This window comes from Microbacterium sp. BK668 (assembly GCF_004362195.1).
In the GTDB taxonomy this organism is placed as follows: domain Bacteria; phylum Actinomycetota; class Actinomycetes; order Actinomycetales; family Microbacteriaceae; genus Microbacterium.
In genome coordinates this window covers 1,778,338-1,799,308 of the sequence record NZ_SNWG01000001.1, presented here as the reverse complement: position 1 = coordinate 1,799,308, position 20,971 = coordinate 1,778,338, and the positions used below count along the sequence as shown (strand labels likewise).

At 71.4% G+C, this 20,971-nt stretch carries 15 protein-coding genes, 1 tRNA gene and 1 other RNA gene; 8 read left to right on the top strand and 9 right to left on the bottom strand.

Going from position 1 to position 20,971, the window contains the following annotated elements; all coding sequences use genetic code 11:
- Positions 1 to 250: 250 nt before the first annotated feature.
- Positions 251 to 1,537 (bottom strand): aspartate kinase, encoded by a 1,287-nt coding sequence (locus tag EV279_RS07920; protein ID WP_133542366.1) that lies wholly within the window; start codon positions 1,535 to 1,537, stop codon positions 251 to 253.
- A 228-nt stretch (positions 1,538 to 1,765) separates the two neighbouring features.
- On the opposite strand from EV279_RS07920, the gene EV279_RS07915 reads away from it, so the two are divergent.
- Positions 1,766 to 2,023, top strand: coding sequence for a hypothetical protein (locus EV279_RS07915; RefSeq protein ID WP_133542364.1), 258 nt, complete (start codon positions 1,766 to 1,768; stop codon positions 2,021 to 2,023).
- Positions 2,024 to 2,085: 62 nt separating this feature from the next.
- On the opposite strand, the gene EV279_RS07910 is transcribed toward EV279_RS07915, so the two are convergent.
- The 7 genes from EV279_RS07910 to pta all read right to left on the bottom strand — a co-directional run bounded on the left by EV279_RS07910 (position 2,086) and on the right by pta (position 12,888).
- Positions 2,086 to 3,039, bottom strand: coding sequence for a DMT family transporter (locus tag EV279_RS07910; RefSeq protein ID WP_243728483.1), 954 nt, complete (start codon positions 3,037 to 3,039; stop codon positions 2,086 to 2,088).
- Positions 3,036 to 3,629, bottom strand: a complete 594-nt coding sequence (gene recR, locus EV279_RS07905) for a recombination mediator RecR (RefSeq protein WP_133542362.1) — start codon at positions 3,627 to 3,629, stop codon at positions 3,036 to 3,038. The genes EV279_RS07910 and recR overlap by 4 nt, the downstream gene beginning before the upstream one ends.
- 3 nt (positions 3,630 to 3,632) lie before the next feature.
- Positions 3,633 to 5,861, bottom strand: coding sequence for a DNA polymerase III subunit gamma and tau (locus EV279_RS07900; protein ID WP_133542360.1), 2,229 nt, complete (start codon positions 5,859 to 5,861; stop codon positions 3,633 to 3,635).
- An 82-nt stretch (positions 5,862 to 5,943) separates the two neighbouring features.
- Complete coding sequence (locus tag EV279_RS07895; RefSeq protein WP_133542359.1) at positions 5,944 to 8,481, bottom strand: glycosyl hydrolase family 65 protein; 2,538 nt, start codon at positions 8,479 to 8,481, stop codon at positions 5,944 to 5,946.
- On the bottom strand, positions 8,478 to 9,209 hold the full coding sequence (locus EV279_RS07890) for a beta-phosphoglucomutase family hydrolase (RefSeq protein ID WP_208109499.1): 732 nt from the start codon (positions 9,207 to 9,209) through the stop codon (positions 8,478 to 8,480). The genes EV279_RS07895 and EV279_RS07890 overlap by 4 nt, the downstream gene beginning before the upstream one ends.
- Before the next feature lie 147 nt (positions 9,210 to 9,356).
- A complete protein-coding gene (locus EV279_RS07885) occupies positions 9,357 to 10,583 on the bottom strand; it encodes an acetate kinase (protein ID WP_133542357.1) in 1,227 nt (408 codons plus the stop codon).
- A 157-nt stretch (positions 10,584 to 10,740) separates the two neighbouring features.
- Positions 10,741 to 12,888 (bottom strand): phosphate acetyltransferase, encoded by a 2,148-nt coding sequence (pta, locus tag EV279_RS07880; RefSeq protein WP_133542355.1) that lies wholly within the window; start codon positions 12,886 to 12,888, stop codon positions 10,741 to 10,743.
- 177 nt (positions 12,889 to 13,065) lie between these two features.
- On the opposite strand from pta, the gene EV279_RS07875 reads away from it, so the two are divergent.
- Together EV279_RS07875 and EV279_RS07870 are read left to right on the top strand one after the other, a co-directional pair.
- On the top strand, positions 13,066 to 13,728 hold the full coding sequence (locus EV279_RS07875; protein ID WP_133542353.1) for an NUDIX domain-containing protein: 663 nt from the start codon (positions 13,066 to 13,068) through the stop codon (positions 13,726 to 13,728).
- A complete protein-coding gene (locus EV279_RS07870; RefSeq protein WP_133542351.1) occupies positions 13,725 to 14,189 on the top strand; it encodes a VanZ family protein in 465 nt (154 codons plus the stop codon). The genes EV279_RS07875 and EV279_RS07870 overlap by 4 nt, the downstream gene beginning before the upstream one ends.
- Here EV279_RS07870 and ffs read toward each other — a convergent pair.
- Positions 14,184 to 14,280: signal recognition particle sRNA small type (gene ffs / locus EV279_RS07865), an RNA gene on the bottom strand. The genes EV279_RS07870 and ffs overlap by 6 nt on opposite strands.
- Before the next feature lie 190 nt (positions 14,281 to 14,470).
- Between ffs and EV279_RS07860 the strand changes: the two genes are divergently transcribed.
- From EV279_RS07860 to EV279_RS07840, 5 genes are all read left to right on the top strand, one after another.
- The gene (locus tag EV279_RS07860) at positions 14,471 to 15,439 is read left to right on the top strand and encodes an AAA family ATPase (RefSeq protein ID WP_243728603.1); all 969 of its coding nucleotides are present in this window, start codon (positions 14,471 to 14,473) and stop codon (positions 15,437 to 15,439) included.
- A 9-nt stretch (positions 15,440 to 15,448) separates the two neighbouring features.
- On the top strand, positions 15,449 to 16,696 hold the full coding sequence (locus EV279_RS07855; protein ID WP_133542349.1) for a DUF58 domain-containing protein: 1,248 nt from the start codon (positions 15,449 to 15,451) through the stop codon (positions 16,694 to 16,696).
- Complete coding sequence (locus EV279_RS07850; RefSeq protein WP_243728482.1) at positions 16,683 to 19,043, top strand: DUF3488 and transglutaminase-like domain-containing protein; 2,361 nt, start codon at positions 16,683 to 16,685, stop codon at positions 19,041 to 19,043. Before EV279_RS07855 ends, EV279_RS07850 begins: the two co-directional genes overlap by 14 nt.
- A 91-nt stretch (positions 19,044 to 19,134) precedes the next feature.
- A tRNA-Ser gene (locus EV279_RS07845) sits at positions 19,135 to 19,222 on the top strand.
- A gap of 164 nt (positions 19,223 to 19,386) precedes the next feature.
- Positions 19,387 to 20,928, top strand: a complete 1,542-nt coding sequence (locus EV279_RS07840; RefSeq protein ID WP_133542347.1) for a serine/threonine-protein kinase — start codon at positions 19,387 to 19,389, stop codon at positions 20,926 to 20,928.
- Positions 20,929 to 20,971: the final 43 nt, after the last annotated feature.

Sequence of the window (20,971 nt, the reverse complement as noted above, 5' to 3'; positions counted from 1 at the left end):
CGTGGCTGCGGCATCCTTCCTCTCCGCCCTCAGGCCCGGCGCTGCTGAGGCGATCTGCGCAACGGAGGAGCGGACCCGGGGTTCCGGCCCTCGCATCGGCCGATCTCCTCCGTTGCGCCACGCCGCGGCGCGACCGTCGGGGTCGCAGGCGCCGGGCAGAGAAGGGATGCCGCGAGCGCCGTCGCGCGCGTCGGAGGCGGAGTTGCCGCGACCGGCGGCGGGCCGGGCAGATCGACGCAGGCGACTCGGCTCAGCGGCCCGATCCGGCGTAGACAGTGGCCTCCGTGTCGCCGTCCAGGCCGTAGGCGGTGTGGACGACCCGCGCGGCCTCGGCGAGGTCGCTGCCGCGCACGACGACCGAGATGCGGATCTCGGAGGTCGAGATCATCTCGATGTTGATCCCCGCGACCGAGAGCGCCTCGAAGAGGGTCGCCGACACTCCCGAGTGGGTGCGCATGCCGGCACCGACGACCGAGAGCTTACCGATCTGGTCGTCGTGGACGAGGCTCTCGAAGCCCACTTCGGACTGATCCGCGGCCAGAGCCTTCAGGGCCGTGGCGGCGTCGGTCTTCGGGAGCGTGAACGAGATGTCGGTGCGCCCGGTCGCCGCGACCGAGACGTTCTGCACGATCATGTCGACGTTCGCGCCGGACTTGGCGACGACCTTGAAGATCTCGGCGGCCTTGCCGGGCACGTCGGGCACGCCGATGACGGTGATCTTCGCCTGGCTCAGGTCGGTGGCGACGCCGGCGACGATGGGCTCTTCCATCTCTTCTCCCTCTTGGCCGTCGGGCAGGCTCATCCCCTGGCCGAGCACGTAGGTCCCCACGCCCGAGCTGAACGTGGAGCGGGCATGGATCAGCACGCCGTGGCGGCGGGCGTACTCGACAGCGCGGATGTACAGCACCTTCGCGCCGTTCGCGGCGAGCTCGAGCATCTCCTCCGCCGAGACCACGTGCAGCTTGCGCGCCTTCGGCACGACGCGCGGGTCGGCGGTGAAGATGCCGTCGACGTCGCTGTAGATCTCGCAGACGTCGGCGTCGAGCGCCGCCGCGAGGGCGACGGCCGTCGTGTCGGAGCCGCCGCGGCCGAGGGTGGTGATGTCGCGGGTGTCGCGGTTGAAGCCCTGGAAACCCGCGACGATGACGATCGCGCCCTCGTCGAGCGCCTCGCGCAGGCGCACGGGGGTGACATCGACGATGCGCGCCGAGCCGTGGTCGGCCGTCGTGATCATGCCGGCCTGGCTGCCCGTGAACGAGCGCGCCTCGAAGCCCATCGAGTGGATCGCCATGGCCAGCAGGGCCATCGAGATCCGCTCGCCGCTGGAGAGCAGCATGTCGAGCTCGCGCGGCGCGGGGATCGGTGAGACCTCGTTCGCGAGGTCCAGCAGCTCGTCCGTGGTGTCGCCCATGGCGCTGACGGCGACGACGACTTCGTGGCCGGCGCGGCGCGTGTCGACGATGCGCTTGGCGACCCGCTTGATGCTCTCCGCGTCGGCGACGGACGACCCGCCGTATTTCTGGACGATCAGCGCCACGTTGGATCTCCCCGGGATGCGCCGCCGGTCCCCTCGACGTGCGATGTCTCCGACCGGCGGAGGGCGAACGGATGCCGCGCCCGAAGGTCAATCTTACGGACGGCCTCATGCCGCCCCGACCATGTGACCGCGCGCGGTCGGCCGCTCGCTTGCGGCGATCGGTCGTCGCAGGAGCAGTTCGCCGCAGGTGGACTCGGGCGTCGTCGTTCACTTGCGCCGATTGGTCGTGTGCAGAGGCAAATTGCCGCAAGCGACGCGCTCTGCGGGCAGGCGGCGCGGCGCAGGCACCAGGACACGCACCCGGCGAACCGGGCCAAGCTCGCCAGGTCCGCGATCGCGTTCGTCTCGCCCGTCGCCTACCTCCTGGGCGGCATCCTGCCCGTGCTCGATCTGCCGGGCGTCACGTGGTTCGCGGTGGGCTCCATCGCGGCGATCGTCGCCGCGGTGCTCATCTCGCGGATCGCGCTCGTCGAGGTCCTGCGCTGACGCCGCCGGTCGCCGACGTCCGCTCGACGCCGTCGGGTCCGTCGTGACGCGCGGTCGGCTGCTCAAGGACTGCGCGTTCCGCCGAGGGGCGGGGGTCCCGGCCGCGCCCGGCGAGGGACCAGGCCGCCGGTCGCCGCCAGCCAGCAGCCGAGGATGACGAGCGGGAAGCCGACGAGCAGGCCGACGCTGAGCTCCTCGCCGAGGAGAAGGGTGCCCAGGACGATCGCGACCACGGGATTCACGTACGTGAAGAGCGGCGCGCGGGCCGGACCGACCTCGGCGATCAACGCGAAGAACGCGATGAAAGCGACCGCCGTGCAGATGACGCCGAGCGCCACGAGCGAGACCGTGCTGCGCATCGTCGGCACCTCGTGCTGCGTCAGCAGCCCGATCGGCAGGTAGAAGAGCCCGACGGCGAAGAGCGAGAGGGTGATCGTGCCGAGCGAGGGCACGTCCTTCAGCTTGGTCGCCACGATGAACGGGGCGATGGCATAGCAGACCGCGACCAGCAGCACCTCGACGATCGCCACGAGGCTCGTCGTGCCGCCGGCTGCGAGCCCAGGACCGGCGACGATGATCCCCACGCCGACGAACCCGACGACAAGCCCTCCGGCGCGGACGGGTCGCAGCATCCCCCGATCGCCGCGAGTGAACGCGATGGCCGCGGCGAAGAGGGGCACCGTCGCGACGAACAGTCCGGTGAGCCCCGAGGGAAGGGTCTGCTCGGCGTGTCCGAGGAGCAGGAATGGCCCGGCCATCTCGATCGCGCCGAACGCGAGCACCCAGGGCCACAGGCGAAGGGCGGGGCGCAGTGCGCCCCGATGGATGGCGAGCGGGAGGAGGATGACCGCCCCGATGAGCGTGCGGCCCGCGACGACCGCCGCGGGCGAGTACGAGTCGACGGCCTCTTTGATGAACAGGTACGGCACGCCCCAGACAAGCGCCATGACGGCGAAGAGCACCCAACCCCGCGTCGTGAACCGGGACGGAGCCGCCACGACCGCCGGCCCGCTCACAGGGTGCGCCGGCCCTCGAACGCCCGCCCGAGTGTCACCTCGTCTGCGTACTCGAGGTCGCCTCCGACGGGGAGGCCCGAGGCCAGGCGCGTCACCGTGATCTCGAGCGTCGTGAGCAGCCGGCTGAGGTACGTGGCGGTCGCCTCGCCCTCCAGGTTGGGGTTGGTGGCGAGGATGACCTCCTGCACGGTGCCGTCGGCGAGGCGCTGCATGAGCTGGGCGATCCGCAGGTCATCGGGACCGATGCCGGCGATGGGGCTGATCGCACCGCCGAGCACGTGATAGAGCCCTCGGAACTCGCGCGTGCGCTCGATCGCCGCGACGTCCTTCGCATCCTCGACCACGCAGATGAGCGACGGATTGCGGCGCGGGTCGCGGCAGATCGAGCAGCGCTCCTGCTCGGATACGTTGCCGCACACCTCGCAGAAGCGCACCTTCTCCCGCACCTCGGCGAGGAGCTGGGCGAGGTGGGAGACGTCGAAGTTCGGGGTCTGCAGGATGTGGAAGGCGATGCGCTGGGCGGACTTCGGGCCGATGCCCGGAAGCCGCCCGAACTCATCGATGAGGTCCTGGACGATGCCGTCGTACATGGGCTAGCTGAACCTCGTCGGCGGTTCGTAGGGCTCTTCGCGGAGGAACGTCGCGCCGAGCACCTGCCGCACGACGGCCTCGCCGTACCGCTGCACACCGGCGTGCGCCGACCTGGTCTCGCGCCCGACACCGACCTGGCGCGGCGGAACGGCGAGCGGCGGCGCGATCGACGGGGGGACGGGAGCATCGACGGATGCCGCGATCTCGAGATCCTCCTCGTCGTCGCCGTCGTGCTCGATCGAGGGCTCGACGTCCTCCCTCGGGAGCACATCGCCCTCGCGCGGCGGGGCGAGCGTCGCCGTGCGCTGCCGCAGGGTTGCGGACGCCGCCTCCTCGGGCTCGTCGTCGATCGGGAACTGCGCGACGGCGGGGCCTGAGGGCGTGGCAGCCTCCGGGACGACCGGGGCCGGCCCGTCGTCCCGCGCCGTCGAAGCGTCGGGGATGGGCGCGACAGCCCATTCCGTCACGGGTGCCGCGGCCGCCCGGGCGGGAGCCGGGGCGCGGGGCGCCTCCCGCTGCGCGCGGGGCGGAGCAGGCGGAGCCGTGGGCGCGTCCGGCCGACCGCCGTGGCCGCCGTCGGCGTCGTGCCGGGCGATGTACTTCACCCGGATGCCGAGCACAGCCAGGATCGCCGAGCGCAGATCTTCGCTGGGACCGGCCCCCGCCGAGAGCTGCTTGAACTTGGCGACATCGGCCTGGCTGCGGAAGTTCAGGGTGAGCACGTCGTCGTTCAGCCCCACGACGTCGGCGGCGGAGGCGACCAGCCACGACGATCGGCTGATGTCTTCGAGACGGCCGAGCACCTCGGGCCAGGCGTCTCTCATCCGCTGCAGCGACACCGGCCCCGTGGGAACGGACGGAGCGGGCTCGAGCGGGGCGGGGACGGCGGGCGGGACGGATGCCGCGGCCGCGCGAGGGGTCATCACGTCCGGCGTCGCCGCCTCCCCTCGCTCGGCCCGCTCGGCGACCGTGGAGGCCGTGGCGAGATCCGCGGAATCCGCGGATCGGGCGGCCGGGCGAGGAGCCGTGGGCTCGGGCGCGGCTGCCGGGACCGTCGCCGCAGGCGCCGGAGCCGCCACCGCAGGAGCCGCCACCGCAGGAGCCGCCGCCGCCGCAGGTGCCGCGGCTCCGCTGCCGGCGGCGAGCACGCGGGCCACCATCAGCTCGAGCTGCAGCCGCGGGGAGGTCGCTCCCGTCATGTCGTCCAGCGTCGCAATCACGAGATCGGCGGTGTGCGACAGGCGCGCCGACCCGAACGCGTCGGCCTGGCGCTCCATGCGCGCGAGGTCCTCCGCCGAGACTCCGCGCAGGACCGCCGCGGCTCCCTGCCCGGTCGCGGCGACGACGATGAGATCCCGCAGCCTCTCGAGCAGGTCGTCGACGAAGCGCCGCGGATCCTGGCCGGTCTGCACGACGCGGTCGATCGCCGCGAAGGCCGCCGAGGCATCCGTCGCCGCGAAGGCGTCCACCACCTCGTCGAGGAGCTCCGCGTGCGTGTAGCCCAGCAGGGCGACGGCGCGCTCGTACGTGACGACGGAACCCTCCGAGCCGGCGATGAGCTGATCGAGCAGCGACAGCGTGTCTCTCGGCGAGCCGCCGCCGGCCCGCACGACGAGCGGCAGCACCCCGGACTCGACCGTCACGTCCTCGGTGTCGCACAGCTCCTGCACGTAGGCGAGCATCGCCGCAGGCGGCACGAGCCGGAACGGGTAGTGGTGCGTGCGGGAGCGGATCGTGCCGATGACCTTCTCCGGCTCGGTCGTCGCGAAGATGAACTTGACGTGGTCGGGCGGCTCTTCGACGAGCTTCAGCAGCGCGTTGAAGCCCTGCGGCGTCACCATGTGGGCCTCGTCGAGGATGAAGATCTTGAACCGGTCGCGCGCGGGGGCGAAGATCGCGCGCTCGCGCAGGTCGCGGGCGTCGTCGACGCCGTTGTGCGACGCGGCGTCGATCTCGACGACGTCGAGAGAGCCGCCGCCGCCACGGCCCAGCTCGATGCAGCTCTCGCACGTGCCGCACGGAGTGTCGGTCGGGCCCTCCGCGCAGTTGAGACAGCGCGCCAGGATGCGCGCGGACGTCGTCTTGCCGCAGCCGCGGGGCCCGGAGAAGAGGTAGGCGTGACCCACGCGGTCGCCGCGCAGCGCCGTCATGAGCGGCTCGGTGACCTGGGCCTGGCCGATCATCTCGCCGAACGTCTCAGGACGATAGCGGCGATACAGAGCGGTGGTCACCGCACCAGCCTACGGCGTAGGTCGGACATCACGCCGGGCCCCTCGACCACGCCGCGCCGCGGCATCCCGAACCTCCCCGACCTCACGCCCCGACCGTCTCCTCGCGCTCGGGGAGCGTGCCGAGCACACCCGTGTCGGTGATGATCGGGATCGCCGCCGTGACCGTCGGCACCGAGGCGACGAGCAGCGTGCCGTCCTCGCGCCGGACGTCCTCGAGCTGGCGGATCGTGGGCCGCCCCGGGATCACCGGTCCCTGATCGGCGAGGGGGACGACGACCTCGTCGCCGGGCGACACGGTGTAGCTCGAGCCGCGCACCGTGAAGGTCACCGGATCGCCCTCGCCCGCCGCGATCCTCAGCGCGTCGCGCGTGAGCACGACATGCAGGCGCGTGCCGTGCCACTGAAGGGAGTAGGCCAGCTCATCCCAGCTCCGCGGAAGCCGCGGGTCGAACGACAGCTCGCCGAAGTGGTCGCGCAGGCCGCCGAAGCCCGAGACGAGCGCCGTCCACACGCCGCCCGCAGACGCGACGTGCACGCCGTCGGCGGCGTTGTGGTGGAGGTCGCCGAGGTCGACGAACGCGGACTGCTCGAAGTAGTGCAGCGCGAGGTCCTGGTAGCCGACCTCCGCCGCGAGGATCGACTGCACGACCGCCGACAGCGTCGAGTCGCCGGTCGTCAGCGGGTCGTAGTACTCGAAGTCGGCGAGCTTCTCCTCGGCGGTGAAGTGGTTCCCCTGCAGGAACAGCGCGAGCACGACGTCTGCCTGCTTCAACACCTGATACCGGTAGATGACCAGCGGATGGAAGTGCAGCAGCAGCGGCCGCTTGTCGGGCGGCGTGTGCTCGAGGTCCCAGATCTCGCGCTCGAGGAACACCTCGTCCTGCGGATGGATGCCGAGGGCCGCACTGTAGGGGATGTGCATCGCCTCGGCGGCCCGGTCCCACGCATCCGGCTCCTCGGGGTCGAGCGCGAGGCGGTCGACCATCATCCGGTAGGCCTCGGGATCGGTGTCGGCCATGAGCCGGACCGTGCGAGCGGCGAAGCGGAGGTTGAAGCGCGCCATGACGTTCGTGAAGAGATTGTCGTTGACGACCGTCGTGTACTCGTCCGGACCGGTCACGCCGTGGATGTGGAAGGTCTCCACCTCGACGTCGCCGTCGCTCGTCCGCCAGAACCCGAGGGTCGTCCACAGCCGCGCCGTCTCGACGGCGATGTCGACGCCCTCCCGGAAGAGGAACTCGTTGTCGCCCGTCGCCCGCACGTACTTCGCCAGGGCGAAGCTCACGTCGGCGTTGATGTGGTACTGCGCCGTGCCGGCGGCGTAATACGCCGAGGCCTCCTCGCCGTTGATCGTGCGCCACGGGAAGAGCGCGCCGGCCTCGTTCAGCTGGAAGGCCCGGCGGCGTCCCGCGGGCAGCATGAGGTACCGCATCCGCAGCGCGTTGCGGGCCCACTGCGGGGTCGTGTACGCGAGGAAGGGCAGGACGTAGATCTCGGTGTCCCAGAAGTAGTGCCCGCTGTAGCCGGAGCCCGTCATGCCCTTCGCAGGGACCCCCTGTCCGTCCGCGCGCGCCGCGGCCTGGGCGAGCTGGAACAGGCACCAGCGGGTGGCCTGCTGCAGGGCCGGGTGGCCGGCGATCCGCACGTCCGAGCGCTCCCAGAAGCCGTCGAGCCACGCGCGCTGCTGGCGGATGAGCTCGTCGACGCCGACCATGAGCGCCCGATCGAGCGTGCGACGGCAGCGATCGACGATCTCCCGGGCGGGCACCCCGCGGGAGGTGTGATAGCTCACGAGCTTGGTGACCCGGATGGGCACCCCGGCCTTCGCCTGCACGCGGAAGACGTTCTTGGCGATGTCGGGCTCGATGAGCCTGCGGGCCGAGTACTCGTTCTCCGTCTCGATGAGGTGCTCGGCCAGCACCGCGATCGTCATGCCGGAGTTGGTGACGCGGTACGACAGCGCCGAACGCGTGTCGTCCTGCCAGTACTCCTGCGGCTGCAGCACGCGCTCGTGGAATCGCTCGGTCTTGCGCGGATCGAAGCCCGCGCGGGCCGTGTGGGCGGGGGAACCGCCGTACACGTCCTCGCCGTCCTGACGGTTGATCACCTGACAGCTGATCGTCACGGGGGCATCGGCGTTGAGGACGGTCACCTCGACGCGCATGATCGCCAGGTGCTTCTCCTCGAACGACACGAGTCGCTCGAAGTCGATGCGCACCTCCTTGCCCGCCGGCGTCACCCAGACGAGGCCGCGCCGCAGCACGCCGTCGCGCATGTCGAGAGCGCGCTCGTACTCGCGCACGTCCGCGACGTCGAACGACAGGGGCTCGTCGTCGACGTAGACGCGCATGATCTTGGCGTCCGGCGCGTTGATGATGGTCTGCCCCACCTCGGCGAAGCCGTAGGCCTGCTCGGCGTGGCGGATGGGGAATGTCTCGTGGAATCCGTTGATGTAGGTCCCGTGCTCGTGCGCGTGACGGCCCTCGGGCATGTTGCCGCGCATGCCGAGGTAGCCGTTGGCGACGGCGAAGAGCGTCTCGGTCACGCCCGACTCCGCCGGGCTGAACCTCGTCTCGACGAGGCGCCACGGGTCGACGGGGAAGCGGTCGCGGTCGATCATGGGACGAGCTCCTCCAGGTCCGTCACCACCACATCCGCCCCGGCCGCACGGAGCTCGTCCGCGCCGGCACCGCGGTCGACGCCCACCACGAGAGCGAACCCACCCGCCGCCGCGGACTGCACGCCGCTCAGCGCGTCCTCGACGGCGACGCTGCGGGCCGGATCGACATCCAGCATCCGGGCCGCCTCGACGAACACGTCGGGTGCCGGCTTGGAGGCGAGGTGGTCGCGCTCGGCGATGACCCCGTCCATCACCACCGGGAACCGGTCGCGGATGCCCGCGACCTGGAGCACCTCCTCGGCGTTCTTCGAGCTGGACACCACGGCCACGGGAGTGCCCGCGGCAGCCAGCGCGTCCAGCAGGGCGACCGAGCCGGGGTACGGTGCGATCCCCTCGTCGCGCAGCACCCGGGAGAACACCTCGTTCTTGCGGTTGCCGATGCCGCACACGGTGTCCGCCTCGGGCGGATCGGAGGGATCACCCCAGTGCACCTCGACGTCGCGGCTGCGCAGCAGGCTCGCGACGCCGTCGTACCGCTTCTTGCCGTCGAGGTAGTCGAAGTAGTCGCGCTCCTCGTACGGCGGCTGGATGCCCCATGCCGCGAAGAGCTCCTCGAACATCGTCCGCCACGCGTGCATGTGCACCTCGGCGGTCGGGGTGAGAACCCCGTCGAGGTCGAAGAGCACTGCGTCGAACGTTGTCAGGTCGGGCAGGGCGTCAGCGGGCACAGAACCTCCAGGGCGAGGGTCAACGGGTCGAAGACGAGGCGGCTCTTCGTCGCGCCGTCATGCAAGCGTAATGGCCGCGCCCCTGCTTCCGAGCGCTGCCGCATCCGGAATGGGTGACGGATGCCGCCGCCGCCCGCGAGGCGCCGTTCAGCCCGCCACGGAGAGGGTCTGACGGGCGATCTCGAGCTCCTCGTTCGTCGGGACGACGAGGACGGTGACGGATGAGGCATCGGTCGAGATGACACGGATGCCGCGGCCCCGCGCCGCGTTGCGCTCGGGGTCGATCTCGATCCCGGCGAAGCCGAGGGTCGACAGGGCGCCGGCCCGCACGGCGGGGGCGTTCTCACCGACGCCGGCGGTGAACGAGATGACGTCGGCGCCGCCGAGCTCGGCGAGGTAGGCCCCCGCGTAGGAGCGCAGCCGATGCACATAGACCTCGAACGCGAGGGTGGCCGCGGCATCCCCCCGCTCCACTCCCGCGGTGATGTCCCGCATGTCGCTGACGCCCGCGAGACCGAGCAGGCCGCTGCGCTTGTTGAGCAGCGTGTCGAGGTCGTCGAAGGACATGCCGGCCCGACGCGCGAGATGGAAGAGGACCGCCGGGTCGATGTCGCCCGAGCGCGTGCCCATCACGAGGCCCTCGAGCGGGGTGAGGCCCATCGAGGTGTCGACGGAGCGTCCGCCGTCGATCGCCGTGACCGACGCCCCGTTGCCCAGGTGGAACACGATCTGCTTGAGCTCGGCGAGCGGGCGGCCGAGGAAGGCGGCGGCCGCCTCCGAGACGAATTTGTGGGACGTGCCGTGGAAGCCGTACCGGCGGATGCGGTGCGCCTCAGCGAGCTCGCGGTCGATGGCGTAGGTGTAGGCGGCGGGCGGGAGGGTCTGATGGAAGGCCGTGTCGAAGACGGCGACGTGGGGCAGCTCGGGGAACGCGGCTCTGGCCGCCCGGATGCCCTGGAGCGCACCGGGGTTGTGGAGCGGGGCGAGCACCGAGAGCTCGTCGATGTTGATCTCGACCAGCGGCGTCACGAGCGTCGGCTCGAAGAAGCGCGCACCGCCGTGCACGACGCGGTGCCCCACCGCCACGGGCGGGCGATCCTCGAGCGACGGGCCGTGCTCGGCGAAAGCGTCGAGCATGACCCGGAAGCCGGCGGTGTGGTCGGGGATGGGGAGGTCGCGGCGGTAGGTGGCGTCGGTGGCGGTGACGGATGCCCCGTCCTGCGCCCCGCGGAAGTACACGGTGTGCGTCGACTCCCCCGTCGCCTGGCCGATGCGCTCGACGAGTCCCGACGCGAGGACCGCCTCGGCATCCATGTCGATGAGCTGGTACTTGAACGACGACGACCCGCTGTTGACCACCAGCACGAGGCTCATCGGACCGCCCCGGTCTCGGCGGCCGAACCCGCGGTCGTCGAGCGAGGAGCGCAGCGACGAGACGAAACGCGCCGGGCGCGCGAGCAAGCGAGGATCTCCGCCCGCTGCGGGCGTTTCGTCTCGCTGCGCTCGCTCAACGACCGGGGTTTCACAACGGTCATACGGCGCTCCCCTCGCTCTGCGCCTGGATCGCCGTGATGGCGATCGTGTTGACGATGTCGTCCACGAGCGCTCCGCGCGACAGGTCGTTGATCGGCTTGTTGAGGCCCTGCAGCACGGGCCCGATCGCAACGGCGCCCGCCGAGCGCTGCACGGCCTTGTAGGTGTTGTTGCCGGTGTTGAGGTCGGGGAAGACGAACACGGTCGCCCGTCCCGCGACATCCGATCCCGGCATCTTCGCCTTCGCGACCGCGGCATCCGCCGCCGCGTCGTACTGGATCGGGCCCTCCACGAGAAGCTCGGGCTCACGCTCGCGCACGAGCGCGGTGGCCTGCCGCACCTTCTCCACGTCGGCGCCGGAGCCGGACTCCCCCGTCGAGTACGACAGCATCGCGATGCGCGGATCGATGCCGAACTGCGCGGCCGTCGCCGCGGAGGAGATCGCGATGTCGGCCAGCTGCTCCGCCGTCGGGTCGGGGATGACGGCGCAGTCGCCGTAGACGAGCACCCGGTCGGCGAGCGCCATGAGGAAGACGCTCGAGACGACGGATACGCCGGGCTTCGTCTTGATGATCTCGAACGCCGGCCGGATCGTGTGCGCCGTCGTGTGCGCGGCGCCCGACACCATCCCGTCGGCGAGCCCCAGATGCACCATGAGGGTGCCGAAGTACGAGACATCCGTCACCGTGTCGGAGGCCTGAGCGTACGTGACCCCTTTGTGCGCGCGGAGACGCTCGTACTCGCGCGCGAACTTGTCCACGTGGACGGCGTCGAACGGCGACAGCACGACGGCGTCGCGGATGTCGATGCCGAGCTCGAGGGCGCGGTTTCGCACCTCGATCTCCTCTCCGAGGATCGTGACGTCGGCGATGCCTCGCGAGAGCACCGTCGCCGCGGCCCGGAGGATGCGGTCGTCGTCGCCCTCCGGCAGCACGATGCGCTTGCGGTCTGCGCGGGCGCGCTCCATGAGCCCGTACTCGAACATGAGGGGGGTCACGACGGTCGAGCGGGCGAGGCCCAGCGAACGCACCAGCCCCTCCGTGTCGACATGCTTGTCGAACATCGCCAGCGCCGTGTCGTACCGGCGCTGCGAGTCGGCGGCGAGGCGGCCCCGCGTGGACATGACCGTGACGGCGGTCTCGTACGTGCCGGCATCGGTCGTCAGGATCGGCAGCGTCACGCCCAGGCCGTCGATGAGCCGGTCGATGTCGTCGGGCAGCGGGAACGGCCCGTTGAGCACGATGCCCGCAAGCGACGGGAAGGTGCCCGACCGATGCGCGAGCAGGGCCGCGAGCAGCACTTCCGTGCGGTCGGCGGGGATGATCAGGAGCGCGCTCTCGAACAGCCGCGGGAGCACGTTGACCATCGACATGCCGGCCACGACCACTCCGAGCACCTCACGGGTCAGGAGCTCGGCATCGCCCTTGAGGAACGTCGCATCCAGCGACCGCATGACGCCGCGCACCGACGGCGCGACGAGGAACCGATCCTCCGGCAGGGCCCACACCGACACGGCGCGGTCGGGCGCGGCACGCTCGGGGGCGGGCGAGGCGTCGACGACGGACTGGATCGCCTGGACGGTTTCGGCGAGCCGTTCGGGGTCGGCCCGGTTCGCCACGACGGCGAGGAGCCCCGCGCGCCCGTGCGCGAGCTCGGCGAGCGCGAGCGAGGCGATCTGCCCCATCTGGTCGGGAGTGCGCGCCGGCGCGGTGCCGAGCTGCTCCCCCTGCCCGGCGCGACCGCCCAGGACGAGCAGGACCGGGGCGCCGAGGTTCGCGGCGATGCGGGCGTTGTAGCCGAGCTCCGCGGGGCTGCCGACGTCCGTGTAGTCGCTGCCGACGATGACCACGGCGTCGCACTGCGCCTCGACCGCCTTGTACCGCTCGACGATCCGCGAGAGCGCGGCATCCGGATCCCGGCGCACGTCGTCGTAGGTGACGCCGACGCACAGCTCGTACGGGAGGTCGACGCCGTCGTGGTCGAGGAGCATCTCGAGCACGTAGTCGCGCTCGGCGGTCGACCGGGCGATCGGGCGGAAGACCCCGACGCGCGGCGTCGCGTGACTCAGGGCGTCGAGAACCCCCAGCGCGATCGTGGACTTGCCCGAGTGACCCTCCGCCGACGTGATGAAGATGCTCTGCGCCACGCGTTCAGCCTATGGGCGGGGTGGATGCCGCGGCCATGGATATCTCCGAGGCGAGGCGTCGCCGGCACGGGCGAACGCGCCGGGCGCGGCGCGTTCCGTCTCGCTTCGCTCGCTCATCGGCCGGGGAGCGAGGGCCGCTGCGACGAGGCGGAACACCGGACCGGTAGGCTCCGGGCCATGTGTCCGACGCCCGGCATCGACATCCCCGACTCCCGCGGTCGCATCGGCCTCAACCGCACGGGCCGCGACCTCGACCGCAACCCGGACGTCCGGGTGACCGAGGTCGAGCTCCTCGCCGCCGCGTGGCACGTGCTGCGCCGGACCACGCTGGAGTACCGGGACGCCTCGGGCACCTGGTCGACGCAGCAGCGCGAGACGTACGACCGGGGCAACGGCGCGACGGTGCTGCTGTACGACCGCGACGCGAGGAAGGTGCTCCTGACGCGCCAGTTCCGCTATCCGGTCTACGTCAACGACCACCCCGACGGGATGCTGGTCGAGACCGCCGCAGGACTCCTCGACGACGACGATGCCGAGACGGCCATCCGGCGCGAGGCGCAGGAGGAGACCGGCGTGGAGATCGGCGACGTCGAGCACGTGTACGACGTCTACATGAGCCCCGGCTCGGTCACCGAGCGCATTCACTTCTTCGCAGCGCCCTATGACAGCTCCCGGCGGCAGCACGATCGCGGCGGACTGGAGGAGGAGGGCGAGGACATCGAGCTCGTCGAGCTCGACATCGGCGAAGCGCTCGCGTGGATCCGCGATGGACGCATCCAGGACGCCAAGACGATCATGCTGGTGCATTGGGCCGTGCTCGAGGGCCCCTTCGCCCGATGAGGCAGGGCGGGAGCGCCCTGCGGCGGAACGTCCTGCTCGCGGCGCTCGCGGCGTACGCGGTCTTCGTGTGCCTCATCACGCTGAGTCCGCGCACCCCGGGCGACAGCTTCGTGACGCGGTTCGTGAACGATGCGCTCGCGGCGCTGCACGCGCGCGGCCTTCTCCTCCAGGTCGACTACCTGACGGTCGAGTTCTTCGCGAACACGCTCCTGTTCGTGCCGCTCGGCGCGCTCACGACCGCCGTGCTGGACCGCCGGTGGTGGTGGACGCTGCTCGTCGCGGGCACGGCGTTCTCGGGTCTGCTCGAGCTCGTGCAGCTGCTGCTCCTGCCCGACCGGGTCGCCGACTGGCGCGACCTGGTGTCGAACACGATCGGATTCCTGCTCGGCGCCGCGGCCGTCGTGATCGCGGGCTCGGCCGCGCGTCGGCGCGCGGCATCCTCCGTCCCCCGGCAAAAGTAAGACTCTCCGCGAACCCGGCAGAGCCTGGTTACCCTTGCTACGTTTCCGTCCTGGGGGAGTTGGCCTGGATGCCGCCTCGCGGAGAGCTGGGAACAGTCTACCCGTCCCGCGTCGTGCGAATGTCAGGGCCTTCCCAGGCCCACCGCCGCGGACGCGCGGTTAGGATCGACGAACGGGAGCGGCGTCGCCCCTGAGCGGCGTTCGACCGGGGAGGTCCAGTGGCGGATACGACGGTGACGGAGACGGATGCCTCGGTGACCGCACCGACGGATCCGGCGCCGATCGACGCCGCCGCTTTCAGCCGCACGACCGACGAGATCCTCGCGTCCGTCGGCAGCGTCATCGACGGGAAGCCCGACGCCGTGCGCTCGGCTCTGGTGTGCCTGCTCGCGGAGGGGCATCTGCTCATCGAGGACGTGCCGGGCGTCGGGAAGACGATGCTGGCCCGGGCGCTCGCGGCATCCGTCGACGCCACCGTCCGCCGCATCCAATTCACCCCCGACCTCCTCCCCGGCGACGTCACGGGCGTCAGCGTCTTCAATCCGGTCGAGCGGGAGTTCGAGTTCAAGCCCGGCGCGATCTTCGCCAACATCGTCATCGCCGACGAGATCAACCGCTCCTCCCCCAAGACCCAGTCCGCTCTCCTGGAGGCGATGGAGGAGCGACAGGTGACCGTCGACGGTCTCTCGCACGTCCTGCCAGAGCCGTTCCTCGTGGTCGCGACGCAGAACCCGCTCGAGATGGAGGGAACCTACGCCCTCCCCGAGGCCCAGCGGGACCGCTTCATGTTCCGCATCTCGATGGGGTATCCCGACGCCAGGTCCGAGGCGCTCATGCTTCGACAGCGCGACACCGTCAACCCGCTGTCCGCGATCCGGTCCGTCGTGTCGGCCGACAGGATCGCCGGACTCATCGCGTGGGCCCGAGCCGTCCACGTCGCCCCGACGATCGAGGACTACGCGGTCGCGCTGGCCCAGGCGACGCGCAGCCACTCCGACCTCCGGCTGGGCGCCAGCCCGCGCGCGACGCTCCAGCTCGTCCGTGCCGCCAAGGTGTGGGCCGCCCTCGACGGCCGCGGCTTCGTCATCCCGGACGACATCACGGCCCTGCTCATCCCGGTCTTCGCACACCGGCTCATCCCGACGCGCTCGGCCGGCGGCTCGCGCGCCCGCTCGGGCGCCGACGCGATCACGACGATCCTCGAGCGCATCGCGCAGAGCGTCCGCGTTCCCATCGCGGCCCGGCAGTAGGGGAGCAGGATGAAGCGGCTCTGGCCGTTCACGGCACGGGGGACGGGTGCGCTCGTCCTCGCGATCGCCTGCTTCATCGTCGCGAACGAGATCGGCGTCGTCGAGCTGCTCTACTTCGGGGTGCTGCTCGTCGGGATCCTCGTGGCGGGTCTGGTCTCGCTCCACCTCGTGCGCCGCACGGACCGCATCACCCGATCGCTCTCCCCCGACGTCGGCACGGTCGGGCGGCCGTCGACGGTCGTCGCGCGGGTCGGCGTGCGATCCCCCTTCCCCACCGCGCCCGGAACCTGGGACGACACGCTGCCCAAGGGGGTCACGGGGCTCTCCCACGGCACGTTCCCGGCCGTGAGCTCCGGCCTGGCCGGCGTCGACAAGGTGGTCGAGCTGGAGTACGCCGTCACGGGCGTGCGCCGAGGCATCCATTCGCTCGGTCCCCTCGTCGTGACCTCGACCGATCCCTTCGGGCTGACCAGGCGGCGCACGGTGTTCGCGGAGCGCACCGATATCACGATGGCGCCGGCGATCATCGAGCTCTCGGCGCTGACCAACCTGCTCGGCGACGCCGGCGGCACGCTCCACACGCAGAACAACCAGCTGGGCCAGGGCGCGGACAATCTCGTCGCCCGGCCGTACGTTCCGGGCGATTCGATGCGGCGCATCCACTGGCGGGCCTCGGCGCATCGCGGAGACCTCATGGTGCGGCAGGAGGAGCAGGAGTCGACCCCGGACGCCGTCGTCGTGCTGGACCGGGGGGTCCTGCGGTACTCCAGCGAGGCGATGACCACGACGGGCGCCGATCCCGGCTTCGAATCCGCCGTGTCGGTCGCGATCTCGGTCATGACGCGGCTCGTCCACGACGGCTACGCCGTCGACGTGATCGACTCCGACGGCACCGCGCTGACCGAGCGCATCGACGGCGGCGACATGACCGCGGTCGAGGACGTCCGCACGTTCTTCGCGACGCTGACCGCACGCAAGGACGACCACCTGCCGCGCCTGCCCAAGGTCTTCCAGGGCGTCATGACGGGACCGGTCGTGCTCGTCGTGGGCCGATTCGACCGGCAGGATGCCGAGGCCCTCGCCCCCGTCGTGCACCACAGCTCCCTTCCCATCCTGTTCGCCGTGGCGCCTTCGCGCGACGGGGTGGAGCGCGCGCTGGACTTCGGCTGGCACGTCGCCACGATCGATCCCGATGCCGACATCGCCGCGGCGTGGTCGGGGGTCGTCGAGCGGGGGGTGAGCCGTGCCCTCCGCTGAGTCCCGACCCCTCGCCGCCGAGCCGCGCCGCACCACGCGCACCGAGCGGGTAGTGCGGCGGCCGGAGGAGCCCCGGCGCAGCGACGATCGCGACCTGCGCAGGCCGGCGGATCTGCCGCTGACCCTGGGCGTGCTCGTGGCGATCCTCGCCGCGCTCATGCCCGTGCTCGGCGTGGTCCGGCCCTGGCCATGGCTCGGAGTCGCGCTGCTCCTCGTCATCGCGATCCTCGCGGCCGGGTATGTCGCGCGGCTGTACCGGCTTCCGGCCGTCGCCGTCAGCCTCATCGAGGTGTCGATCTGGGCGGTCGCGCTGACCTTCCTCTATTTCCGCGACACAGCGCTCCTGTGGCTTCTTCCCACGCCGGCGACGTTCCGCGCGATCCCCGAGTCGATCACTGTGGCCTCGAACGAGATCGCGCTGGGCGCCGCTCCGCTCCAGGCGGGGCCGGAGCTGTCGTTCCTCATCGTCGGCGCGACGGCGCTGCTCGCCATCATCATCGACCACGTCGTCCTCACCGCGAGGATGCCGCTCCTGGCCGGAGTCGGCCTGATCGCCGTGTCGCTCATCCCGTCGATCGCCGTGCCCCGCGGCATCGAGGTGTGGTCGTTCGTGCTGCTCGCCGGCGCGATCCTCTTCCTGATCCGCGCCGACACCCGTTCGCGGGAGCCGAAGGGCGAGCGCGAGGCATCCCGCTCCGCAGGGGTCCCCGCGACCGCTCTGGGCATCGGCGCCATCGCGGTGGTCGTCTCGGTCGTCGCCGCTCCCCTGCTGCCCCAGCCGGCCGTCCAGCCGAGCGGTTCGGGGATCGGCGCGGGACCCGGCATCGATGTGACCCTCCAGCTCGGCGACGACCTGCGCCGTCCGCGCGAGACGATCTCGCTGCTCGTGCGCAGCGACATGTCGTCGACCCCGTATCTGCGCGCCGCCACGCTGTCCGAGTTCACGGGCTCGGTCTGGGAGCCCGACCGCTCGCGATCGCTGCCCCTGGGGAGCGAGTTCGCGCTCAACGAGGTGTCGGTCGCGCCCGACGTACGGGTCGCCGAGTACACGACGACGGTCGAGGTCAAGGAGCTCGTGTCGCCGTGGCTCCCGGTGCCCTTCCCGGCCGTCGCGGTGACCGGCCTCCGAGGCGACTGGGAGGCGGTCCCGTACAACCGCACCGTCGTCTCCCGCTCGACCTCCACCGCGGGGCAGGTGTACCAGGTGGTCTCGCACCAGCCGCGGCCGACGCTCGAGCAGATGCGGGCGTCGAACTCGGGCGGTCCGCAGATCCGCGACGAGACGACGTTGCTTCCCGAGGACCTTCCCGCGATCATCCGCGACACCGCCCAGCAGGTGACGGCAGAGGCCGGCAGCGATTACGACGCCCTCGCAGACCTGCAGCGATGGTTCCGCAGCGGCGAGTTCCGGTACTCGCTCGACGCACCGGTCGAGGAGGGCTTCGACGGCAGCGGCGCGGAGGCGGTTGCGAAGTTCCTCGAGGTCAAGGAGGGCTACTGCGTGCACTTCGCGTCGGCGTTCGCCCTCATGGCGCGGACGCTCGGGATGCCGTCCCGCATCGTCGTCGGCTACCTTCCCGGCAACGCGACCAGCGACTCGGTGGACGGCCAGACCGTGTACGAGGTCGCGAGCAGCCAGCTGCACTCGTGGCCCGAGGTGTACTTCGACGGCATCGGCTGGGTGCCCTTCGAGCCGACGACGGGTCTCGGCATCCCGACCACCTTCGCGCCAGCCGCGACGCTTCCAGGGACCGCCGACGACCCGCAGGATCCGCAGTCCGCGCCGTCCGCCTCGGCCACGCCCAACCTCCCCGAGTCCGAGCGTGACACCGGCGAGACGGGGACGACCGACGCGTCCTCGCCGACGACCTCGGTCAACCCGCTGCCGTCGCTCGGCATCGTGCTGGCGATCCTCCTGCTCCTCGCGATCCCCTCGATCGTCCGAGCGACCCAGACACGTGCCCTCCTCCGTTCCGCGGAACAGGGCGACGCCGTCGCCGCGTGGATGATCGTGATGGATGCCGCGATCGACCTCGGCATCCCGGTTCCGGCGAGCGAATCGCCGAGATCGCTGGGCAGGCGCCTGATCGACGAGCATGGTGCGCCGCTGGCCGAGACGACTCAGCTCGTGCGTGCGATCGAGCGGGCGAGCTATGCGCAGGGCGGCCGGCACCGGCTCTGGGAGTCCACTCCGATGTCGGATGCCGCGGCCGCCGTGCGCAGCGCGCTGTTCGCGTCTGCGAGCTCGAGCCGTCGCGTCCTCGCGGTCGTCGCGCCGAAGTCCCTCGTCATCCGGCCCGGCTCGGTCTACGCCGGGGCGGGCGCCCGCGCGCGCGCCGGACTCTGATCCCTCCACCGTTGCGGACAGCCCGAGCAGCGGCGTGGTTCGGAGCCGCGCACCGCACCGGGTAAGATGTCCTGTGGCCCTTCGGGGCCCAGGAGGATTCGCCTAGTGGCCTATGGCGCACGCTTGGAAAGCGTGTTGGGTGAAAGCCCTCAGGGGTTCGAATCCCCTATCCTCCGCCATTTTCGCCAGCGCTCTCCGCCCCCGGAGAGCGGTCGCGCCGACAGGTCGCGCCGCTGCCGCATACGAGTGACGCATTGTCAAGGGCGTCTGCTCACCCCACCCCGGAGTTAGGTTCGGAGTACTGAACGCCGTACTACCGCGCTTGGGGCGGAGAGGACAACGCGTGACCCAGCACACCGATGAGCACGAGACCGTCGCTCTCCTCGATGGGCGCTACGAGCTCCACGAACGTCTGGGCGCGGGAGGAATGGCGGAGGTCTTCCGGGCCGAGGACACGTTCCTCCGCCGCACGGTCGCCGTCAAGATGCTCCGGTCCGAAGCAGACGCGCTCGCTTCGCCGGTTCGGGCGCAGCGCGAGGTCAGCGCCCTCTCGGCCGTCGCCCATCCGGCGCTCGTGACGCTCCTCGATGCCCAGATCGCACCCGACCGGCAGCGATACCTCGTCATGGAGTTCGTCGACGGCCCGACCCTTGCGCAGCGGCTGTACACGAGTCCGCTCACGATGGAGCAGGTGGGGCACCTTGCATCCGAACTCGGCGCGGGACTGCGCGCCGTCCACGATGCAGGACTGGTGCATCGCGACGTCAAGCCCTCCAACATCCTGCTCGCACCGTCGGCGGCGCCGTCGAGGGAGTTCCACGTTAAGCTCGCCGACTTCGGTCTGGCCCAGCTCGCCGACGCAGCGCCTCTCACCACGCCCGGTGTCGTGATCGGGACCGCGGCCTATCTCGCGCCCGAGCAGGTACGGGGCGAGTCGTGCGGCTCGGCGGCCGACATCTACGCGTTCGGCCTGGTCCTCCTCGAAGCCATCACGGGCGAGCGGGCGTTCCCGCACGCGTCCGGCATCGGCGCGGTCATCGCACGTCTCGTCGAATCCCCCGAGATCCCCTCGGGTCTCGACCCGCGGTGGGCCGATCTGCTGCGCCGGATGCTGTCGGCCGAGCCCGCCGAACGGCCGAGCGCACTCGAGGTGCTCCATGCCGTGGCCGAGGTCCCGGCACCGGCCGTCCGGCCCGCCGCTGACAGTGTGCGCCGCGAAGAACCGTCACAGCGGGACGCGGCGACGGCGCTGCCCGCAGCCCCCCGTCTTTCCGACGACACGGCGCCGCGCCCCGTCCGCCGTCGTGGCGTCCGGCGTCTCTCGCGTTCGCTGGTTCTCGCTGCCTCGGTCGCCGGGGCGGGCGTGATCTGCGCAGCAACGATGCTGACCGGGCCCGCGTCCTCCCCGTCACGATCCGCGGCCGCCGAAGAGGCTCGCGTCGAGTATGCGATCCCCGGCGTGCTCCCCAGCGCGCCGAGTCTGATCGAGGCCGCGGACCTCGGCCCGACCGCCTCCGAGGAGCAGGCAGATGCCGATCCGACCACGCCGGACGACACCGCGGATGCCGCTCCGACCATCTCGCACGACGCGGCGAACCGCGCTCCGATCGCGTCCCACGCCTCCGTCGACCCCGTCGCCTCGGTCGCCTCCGTCGACGTGCCGGCGGTGTCGTCCCCGGCCCCGGCGGACGCGGGCGCGTCCCCCGCGCCGGCGGCCGCAGAGCCGGGGAATGGACGGGAGGGCGGCCAAGGCAACGCCCGGGACGCCGTGACCCACGGAGAGTCCTCGGGGCGTGATGCCGCTCGAGAGGCCGCGGTCCAGCAGCGAGGCCCCGATGACGCGGTCCGCGAAGCGGCTCAGGCCGGCGAGAAGGGCGGTCGCTGACCCGATCGCGCACACCCGCCCCGGGGGGCGCGGCGCGATCTCG

Bases quoted from the DNA above. Each gene is read 5' to 3' on its own strand.
- recR (WP_133542362.1), bottom strand. From the start codon at position 3,629: ATGTACGACGGCATCGTCCAGGACCTCATCGATGAGTTCGGGCGGCTT.
- EV279_RS07895 (WP_133542359.1), bottom strand. From the start codon at position 8,481: ATGATCGACCGCGACCGCTTCCCCGTCGACCCGTGGCGCCTCGTCGAG.
- EV279_RS07885 (WP_133542357.1), bottom strand. From the start codon at position 10,583: ATGAGCCTCGTGCTGGTGGTCAACAGCGGGTCGTCGTCGTTCAAGTAC.
- EV279_RS07875 (WP_133542353.1), top strand. From the start codon at position 13,066: ATGTGTCCGACGCCCGGCATCGACATCCCCGACTCCCGCGGTCGCATC.
- EV279_RS07870 (WP_133542351.1), top strand. From the start codon at position 13,725: ATGAGGCAGGGCGGGAGCGCCCTGCGGCGGAACGTCCTGCTCGCGGCG.
- EV279_RS07855 (WP_133542349.1), top strand. From the start codon at position 15,449: ATGAAGCGGCTCTGGCCGTTCACGGCACGGGGGACGGGTGCGCTCGTC.